We start from the raw sequence: 6,976 nt of genomic DNA on the forward strand, positions 1-6,976 counted from the left end.
GCCGTATTGCGGGTGGCCAAGCAAGGCCGGCCGGACGCCAGGTGCGGCGATCGCCGCGAAAGACGGCTCATCCAGCATCAGGTCGAGGCCGGGCAGCACGACGGCGCCGCTGGGCAGGCCGGCGATCACGGCAAGCAGTTCGGCGGTGGCGGGAATGGAACCCGTGGAGCCGGCGGCGATCACCGGTCCGGCCGGCGGATTGCGCTTCAGCCGTGCTGCTTCCAGCCTTATCAGCGCATTGCGATGCGCGGCCGGGTTGGAGCGGTTGCGTTCTTCGAGGAGATTCGGCCAGTTTTCGGTGACGATGCTCAGGAAGTCGAGCGTCACTTGCCACCAGCCGGCGAGGTTGCCGGTCACCAGATCGGCGAGCTTGGTCCAGTCCGTATCTTCCGTCTCGATCTCGTCCATCAGCCGGGCCAGATCGCGCGCCAGCCAGATGGCGTCGGCGGCGGAGGCCGGTACGACGATCTCCTCGTCGAAAAGTGCCGCGACATGCGCCGGCAGGCGGCGTTTCCAGGCGCGAACCAGCGGCGCCAGCAGCAGCAGCCGCTCGATTGCGGCGATCGGCGGCGCGAGGTCAATGGCGGCCGATGCGTCGGCCTCGAACGCGGCCTCGTCCTCGTCGAACTCGCCGAGCGGGCGGATGACCGGCAGGATCGCCGAGCGGCTGCCCAGACGGTCGACGAAAACGCCGCGCAGCGCCCGCGCGGCGCGGCGCGTCGGCACGTAGATGGTGGCGTCGGCCAGCGCCAGCGGGTCGCCGTCGAAGCGGAAACCGGGAACGAGCCGCCCCGACAGCAGGGCCTTGGCCAGCGTCGGCAGAAACGGCGCTCCGGGCGGGATCGAGAAAACGCGGCGGGAGCCGCTCATTTCAACTCAGTGATGGCGCTGGTCAACTCGCTAAAAGCGCTGGGTGACTCAGCAAAAGCGGCGGCGACGGCCGCTTCCGCAAGCGGAATGGCGTCGGGCGTGCCAACTGTGATCCAATGGCCCTGCATCACCATGCCGAACAGGCGACCGGCAGAGATGGCCGCATCGAAATAGGCGTTGAGCGAATGCGGCCCGGCCGGCGCATCCTTGAAAAGCCTGGGATGGACGATCGCCGCACCGGCATAGATCAGGCCTGTCGGATCGCCTTTCGAACGCCGCAAGGCGCCGTCTGGCGACATCAGGAAATCGGTGCCGCCGCTGTGTCCGGTTGCTGACTGGGGATCCGCGAGCATCAACAGAATATCCATTTTCGCCGCGCCCCACGCAAGGGCGAGGCGGGCAAGGTTGGGCACGCCGCTGTCGATCCAGAAGGTGTCGGCGTTGACGATGTAAAAGGGAGCCCCTCCCAGTTCCGGCAAAGCATGGACGATGCCGCCGGCGGAATCGAGCAGTCTTTCGCTTTCATCGGAAATGACGACTTTCGGGGCGCGGCGTGCGGCGACGTGGGCGACGATCTGTTCGGGAAAATAATGGACGTTGACCATGGCCTTTTCAACGCCGGCGCGGGCCAGGCTGTCCAGGCTCCAGTCGAGCAATGTCTTGCCTGATATCTTGACCAGCGGTTTTGGCATTGTGTCGGTGATTGGCCGCATGCGCTTTCCCAGCCCGGCGGCAAGCACCATTGCGACCTTAGGGCGTGCCGTCATAGCGACCGTTCCTCCAGTAGGCCGTGGGCTGTATAGAAATCCCGCAGGCCAGCCAGTGCTGGATGCGCTAGCGCCCGCCGAAGATAGTCGCGAATGCGCGGCAGGTGCTTAAGATAATAAGGCTTGCCGTCGCGCTTTTCGAGCCGGACGAAAATGCCGAGAATCTTCGAATTGCGCTGCGCCGCCATGATCGCATAGGTTTCGACGAATTCGTCTTCGTTAAAAGCGCCGGCCTTATGGCGCGCGGCGATATAGGCATCGAGCGTCCGCCGCTCGATCTCAGGCGGGATCGTAACGCGGGCATCCGTGGCAAGCGAGGCGAGGTCGTAGGCGGACGGGCCGATCAGCGCGTCCTGGACATCGACGATGCCGAGCCGATCGTGACCGGTACGCTCGCCGCGCCAGATTATGTTCGGCGAATGAAAGTCGCGCAGCATAAGCGTGTATTCGCGCCCTTCCAGCCGGTTGAGGACCGCATTCCATTCCCTGTTATAGCCGGCGCGCAAGGCATCGTTTGCCGGGCCGCCTGATATCGCCGGCACATACCAGTCGACCAGCAATTCGGCTTCGATCATCATGGCGTCGCGGTCGAAAGGCGGCACGTCGTGAAAGACGCCGGGCGCGACCTCGATGCGATCGGGCCATGCCTTGCCATGCATCATGGCGAGCAGTTCGGCCGCCGCCGCGTAGCGCTCCGCCACCGGCTGACCCTGCTGGCCGAGAAATCCCTCCGAGCCGAGATGCTCGAGCAGAAGAAAGCCCTGGTCCAGGTCCTGCGCGTGGATTTCCGGGGCATTGACGCCGCCGGCCAGCAATGCCCGGTCAATGGCGACGAAGGCCGAGACCGATTGCGCGGTGTGGGCGATCACAGCATAGGGCCTGCCGTCGCGGACCGGCGGCCCGAGCACCAGCCGCGGCGAGTTCATCAGCACGCGGGGCGGCAGGCCGGCCAGCGAGACGATCTCATAGGAACGGGCCGAGGCGTCGCCGATAAAATACCGTCTCTGCGCTTCACCCCAGCCGGCTCTTTCCAGAAAATCGCGCATGGCCAGCGATCGCGCCGCACGCTCGAAGGCAGCGCCTTGTCCCGACAATCTCGCCAGGCGTCCGTCGTTCTGATGGACGAGTTCGATCAGCACCGAAGTCTTTGGCAAATAGGCCTCTGCCTGTTCCGGCCATTCGACCAGGGCAGCGCCTTGCGCCAGCGCCTCGTCAAAACCCAGTTCGTCCAGTTCGGACGCCGAGGACAGGCGATAGAGGTCGAAATGATGGACGGGAATACGCGCCTCATAGCTCTGGACGAGCGTGAAGGTCGGGCTCGGCACGTCGAGTCCGGCATCGTCGGTCATTGCCCTGATCAGCGCCCGCGCCAAACTCGACTTGCCGGCGCCGAGATCGCCTTTGAGCGCCAGCACGTCGCCGGGGCGCAGCGACATGGCCAGATCCTCGCCCAGCCTTGCGGTCGCAGCCTCGTCGGCGAGAAAGCGCTCCAGCACCACGCCTGCCATCGAGCGCGCTACTCGGCCGCCGCGCGAATGCCGGACGGCGTGTCGGGAAAGGCACAAATGACGGTTGTGCCCATGTCCTTGCCGGTCTCGATGCGGACGCTGCCACCATGCAACTCGACAAAGCTCTTGACGATCGACAGGCCGAGGCCGGCGCCGCGCCGGCGGCCGCCATTGGTGCGCGGTTCGAAACGCCGGAACACCGAATCGAGCAGGTCCGGCGGCATGCCGGGACCGTCGTCGTGAACGGAGAATTCCACGCCTTCGGCAAGCGAGCGGCAGGCGAGCGTGATGGTGCTCGCCTCCGGAGCGTAGTTCGCGGCATTGCTCAGCAGATTGTAGAGGATCTGGCGGATGCGGATTTCGTCGCCGTGGAACGTCTTCGGCGCAGTGGCCGCATCGACCTTGAGCCTGATTGCATGCTCCTCCAGCCGTTCGGAGACAAGCTCGGCAGCGGCAGCGATGGTCCGATCGACGTGAACTTCGGAGATATCGAGCTCCATGATCCCGGCATCCACGGTCGCCAGGTCGAGGATGTCGTTGACGATGGTGAGCAGAACCGAGGAAGACGAGCTGACATGCTCAACATATTCGCGCTGCTTCTGGCTCAATGGCCCGGTCGACGGCAGCGAAAGAAGCTCGGTGAAGCCGATGATGTTGGTCAGCGGCGAGCGCAATTCGTAGGAGACGTGCTGCACGAACTCGTTCTTGAGCTGGTCGGATTTTTCCAGCGCCTCGTTCTTGTCCTTCAGCGCACGCTCGACATTGACGCTGTCGGTGACGTCGACGAAGGTCATCATCACCTGCCCGTTGGGCAGCGGGATCATCGCGTAGCGTAGCACGGTGCCGTTGTTCAGCTCGGTCTGGCCGTGGCGGTCGCGGCGCTCGTCGTCGAAACCGGTGATGGCGGCAACGAACCCGCGCCAGGGGCTGTCCGGCGCGCGCCGATCGCACAGATCGCGGATCGTAGAGACGTGAACGTTTGGCTTGGCGGCGTCGGCGTCCAGCCCCCAAAGTGCTGCGAATGCCGGGTTCGACAATCTGAGCCTTCCGTCCGGGCCGAACACGGCCACGCCTTCGGCAAGATTGTCGAGCGTCTCGCCCTGAACCCGCACTGCGGTCTGGTAGCGGCTTTCGAGGTCCATCTTCTCGGTCAGGTTCTCGAACACCCAGGTCACGCCGCCCTTAGGCTGCGGATTGGCGACGACGCGGATGGTCTTGCCGTCCGGCAGATGCCACCAATGTTCCTGCGACTCGACCGCGCGATAGGCAGTAAGCAGGCTTTCCTTCCAGCGCCGCCATTCGGGCTGCTCGGCGATCTTGCCTTCGCTGCGCAGCCGGTCGAGCAACAAAGCGTTGTCGGGAGCACTGTGCAGGAAGCCGCTGTCGAGACCCCATAGTTTCTGGAACGCCTGGTTGAAAAACCGCAGCTTTTCGTCGGTATCGAAAATCGCCACGGCGGTGTTGAGCTGATCGAGCGTGTCGGCGTGGCTCCGCACGGTCCGCTCATATTCGTTACGGATGGTTTCGATGGCGCTGGTGTCCCAGGCAAGACCCGCCGAACCGTCCGCGCCGGCGAAGTCGGTCACGGCGAACATGCGGCGGTCGCCTTCGATCACAGTGGAAAGCGCCTGCTCGAAGACGGGATGCGACTTGTGCTGTGCAGCGATCGCATCGCGCGCTTGGCTACCCAAGAATTCCTTCGCATCGCGAACCGCCGCTTCGGCGTTTTCCGCCTCGACCGCCTTGGCATAGGCGCGGTTGACCCATTTCAGCCGCCCGTTCGCCGTGCGCAGCCATGCTGGCATGCTGAGTGCGTTGAGAAGGCCGAGCATGGTGTCATAGTCGGCGGCGAGACGCTGGTTCTCGATTTTCAGCCTGGCCTCGCTTCGCTGCGTTTCTGAAAGCGAGACGAAACGGACGACCACGTGTGCTGCGCCCTTGCGCCCGTGCACTTCGAGCGGCGCACCGGCCTGCGATTCAAGGACGAGATCGAACGGCTTCGCCTTTTCCCGCAGCCCCGCCACGGCATTTTCGAGCGCCGCCGCCGAGCGCGGCATCAGCCAACGGCCGAAGGCGAGGAAGGCGGCACGGTCTTCCGGGGCGCCGCTTTCAACCGGCAATGTCCCGACGAGCTCGGGCTTCTTGTTTTCCGAGGCCCATACGACGACACGCTGGCCGCGCAGATTGAGCAGCGCCTCGGAGCGTTGCAGCGCAGCGTTGACGTCGGCCAGGCGGGCTCTGAGTTCGACATTCTGCGCCGAGGTGCGCGCTCGTTCGCGGATCAGGAAAATGGCTGAGACAAGTGCCGCGCCCATGACGCCGACAAACATCGCGAGTTGCATGACCTCGACGGTGCTGACCGACAGCCCGGCTTTGGACGCAGCAGCGGGTCCAGCATGTGCCGAAAGGCCAAGCAGCGGACCGGCGAGCGCGGAAGAAGCAAGCAATTTTCCGACGCGGCTGCCAGCGCGCCATAAGAGCCTCTCGCCTCTGGCAGCGGAACCCGTGGTCACCGAATCGTTGTGGCCGCCGGAAACGGCCTGTCCCGCGCAAGGCGGGTAATCCCCCGGCATGTCCTGGTCCTCTTCGCCGCCTGAATGCAAGACCGCCCTGATGCGGGCGTCGGCCCTCGTCCCCGGCCCCGCGAATCAGCACCATAGCGCTTGCGCGAATCGGCGTGAAGAATCAATCAGCGCAAAAATAAAGCCGGGCGAAAAGTCAATCGCCCGACCTCAATATCTAGTGGTAATTTCCGCTGTGGTTAATAGCGGTAGTGTTCCGGCTTGAACGGACCCTGCGGGGTCACGCCGATATAGGCAGCCTGTTCGCCGGACAACTCCGTGAGCCGGGCGCCGAGCTTGTCGAGATGCAGGCGCGCGACCTTTTCATCGAGATGCTTCGGCAGGACATAGACCTGGTTCTGATACTGGCCGGGCTTGGTGTACAGTTCGATCTGGGCCAGCACCTGGTTGGTGAAGGACGCCGACATGACGAAGCTCGGATGGCCGGTGGCGTTGCCGAGATTGAGCAGGCGGCCTTCCGACAAAAGGATCATCCGCTTGCCGTCCGGGAAGGTGATCATGTCGACCTGCGGCTTAATATTGGTCCACTTCAGATTGCGCAGCGACGCCACCTGGATCTCGTTGTCGAAGTGGCCGATATTGCCGACGATCACCATGTCCTTCATCGCCCGCATGTGGTCGATGGTGACGACATCCTTGTTGCCGGTGGTGGTGATGATGATGTCGGCGGTCGGGGCGGCATCTTCGAGCGTGACGACTTCGAAACCGTCCATCGCCGCCTGCAATGCGCAGATCGGATCGACTTCGGTGACCTTGACGCGGGCGCCGGCGCCCTTGAGCGACGCCGAAGAGCCCTTGCCGACGTCGCCATAGCCGCAGACGACCGCAACCTTGCCGGCCATCATCGTGTCGGTGCCGCGGCGAATGCCGTCGACCAACGATTCCTTGCAGCCATATTTGTTGTCGAATTTCGACTTGGTCACGCTATCGTTGACGTTGATCGCCGGGAACGGCAGCAGGCCCTTCTTCTGCAACTGATAGAGCCGGTTGACGCCGGTCGTCGTCTCTTCAGTGACGCCGCGGATCGCTTCCTTTTGCTTGGTGAAGAAACCGGGTGATGCCGCCATGCGCTTTTTGATCTGGGCAAACAGGATTTCTTCCTCCTCGCTGCCCGGATTGGAGAGCACATCCTCGCCGGCTTCGGCGCGCGCACCGATCAGGATGTACATGGTGGCGTCGCCGCCATCGTCGAGGATCATGTTGGAGGTGCCGCCATCGGCCCACTGGAAGATCTTGTCGGTGTAGACCC

4 protein-coding genes and 1 pseudogene are annotated in these 6,976 nt (G+C 63.9%); all 5 read right to left on the reverse strand.

All coding sequences use genetic code 11. The annotated features are described in order from the left end of the window. Positions 1-870: pseudogene (locus tag EOA85_RS22880) on the reverse strand (double-strand break repair protein AddB); the annotation flags it as partial. Next, complete coding sequence (locus tag EOA85_RS22885) at positions 867-1,637, reverse strand: nucleotidyltransferase family protein (protein WP_127211269.1); 771 nt, start codon at positions 1,635-1,637, stop codon at positions 867-869. The gene EOA85_RS22885 and the pseudogene EOA85_RS22880, both read right to left, overlap by 4 nt. Next, positions 1,634-3,145 carry a tRNA (adenosine(37)-N6)-threonylcarbamoyltransferase complex ATPase subunit type 1 TsaE gene (tsaE, locus tag EOA85_RS22890; RefSeq protein ID WP_127211270.1) on the reverse strand — a complete coding sequence of 504 codons (1,512 nt, stop codon included), beginning with the start codon at positions 3,143-3,145 and terminating at the stop codon, positions 1,634-1,636. Before tsaE ends, EOA85_RS22885 begins: the two co-directional genes overlap by 4 nt. An 8-nt stretch (positions 3,146-3,153) precedes the next feature. Then, positions 3,154-5,718 (reverse strand): PAS domain-containing sensor histidine kinase, encoded by a 2,565-nt coding sequence (locus EOA85_RS22895; RefSeq protein ID WP_127211271.1) that lies wholly within the window; start codon positions 5,716-5,718, stop codon positions 3,154-3,156. A gap of 188 nt (positions 5,719-5,906) precedes the next feature. Continuing rightward, a partial coding sequence (locus EOA85_RS22900) for an adenosylhomocysteinase (protein WP_127211272.1) occupies positions 5,907-6,976 on the reverse strand: 1,070 nt, incomplete at its 5' end.

The sequence above is a fragment of the Mesorhizobium sp. M5C.F.Ca.IN.020.29.1.1 genome, from assembly GCF_003997375.1.
In the GTDB taxonomy this organism is placed as follows: domain Bacteria; phylum Pseudomonadota; class Alphaproteobacteria; order Rhizobiales; family Rhizobiaceae; genus Mesorhizobium; species Mesorhizobium wenxiniae.

What these genes read in the sequence shown, in the direction of transcription:
- EOA85_RS22885 (WP_127211269.1), bottom strand. Translation starts at nt 1,637, where the DNA reads ATGACGGCACGCCCTAAGGTCGCAATGGTGCTTGCCGCCGGGCTGGGA.
- tsaE (WP_127211270.1), bottom strand. Translation starts at nt 3,145, where the DNA reads ATGGCAGGCGTGGTGCTGGAGCGCTTTCTCGCCGACGAGGCTGCGACC.
- EOA85_RS22895 (WP_127211271.1), bottom strand. Translation starts at nt 5,718, where the DNA reads ATGCCGGGGGATTACCCGCCTTGCGCGGGACAGGCCGTTTCCGGCGGC.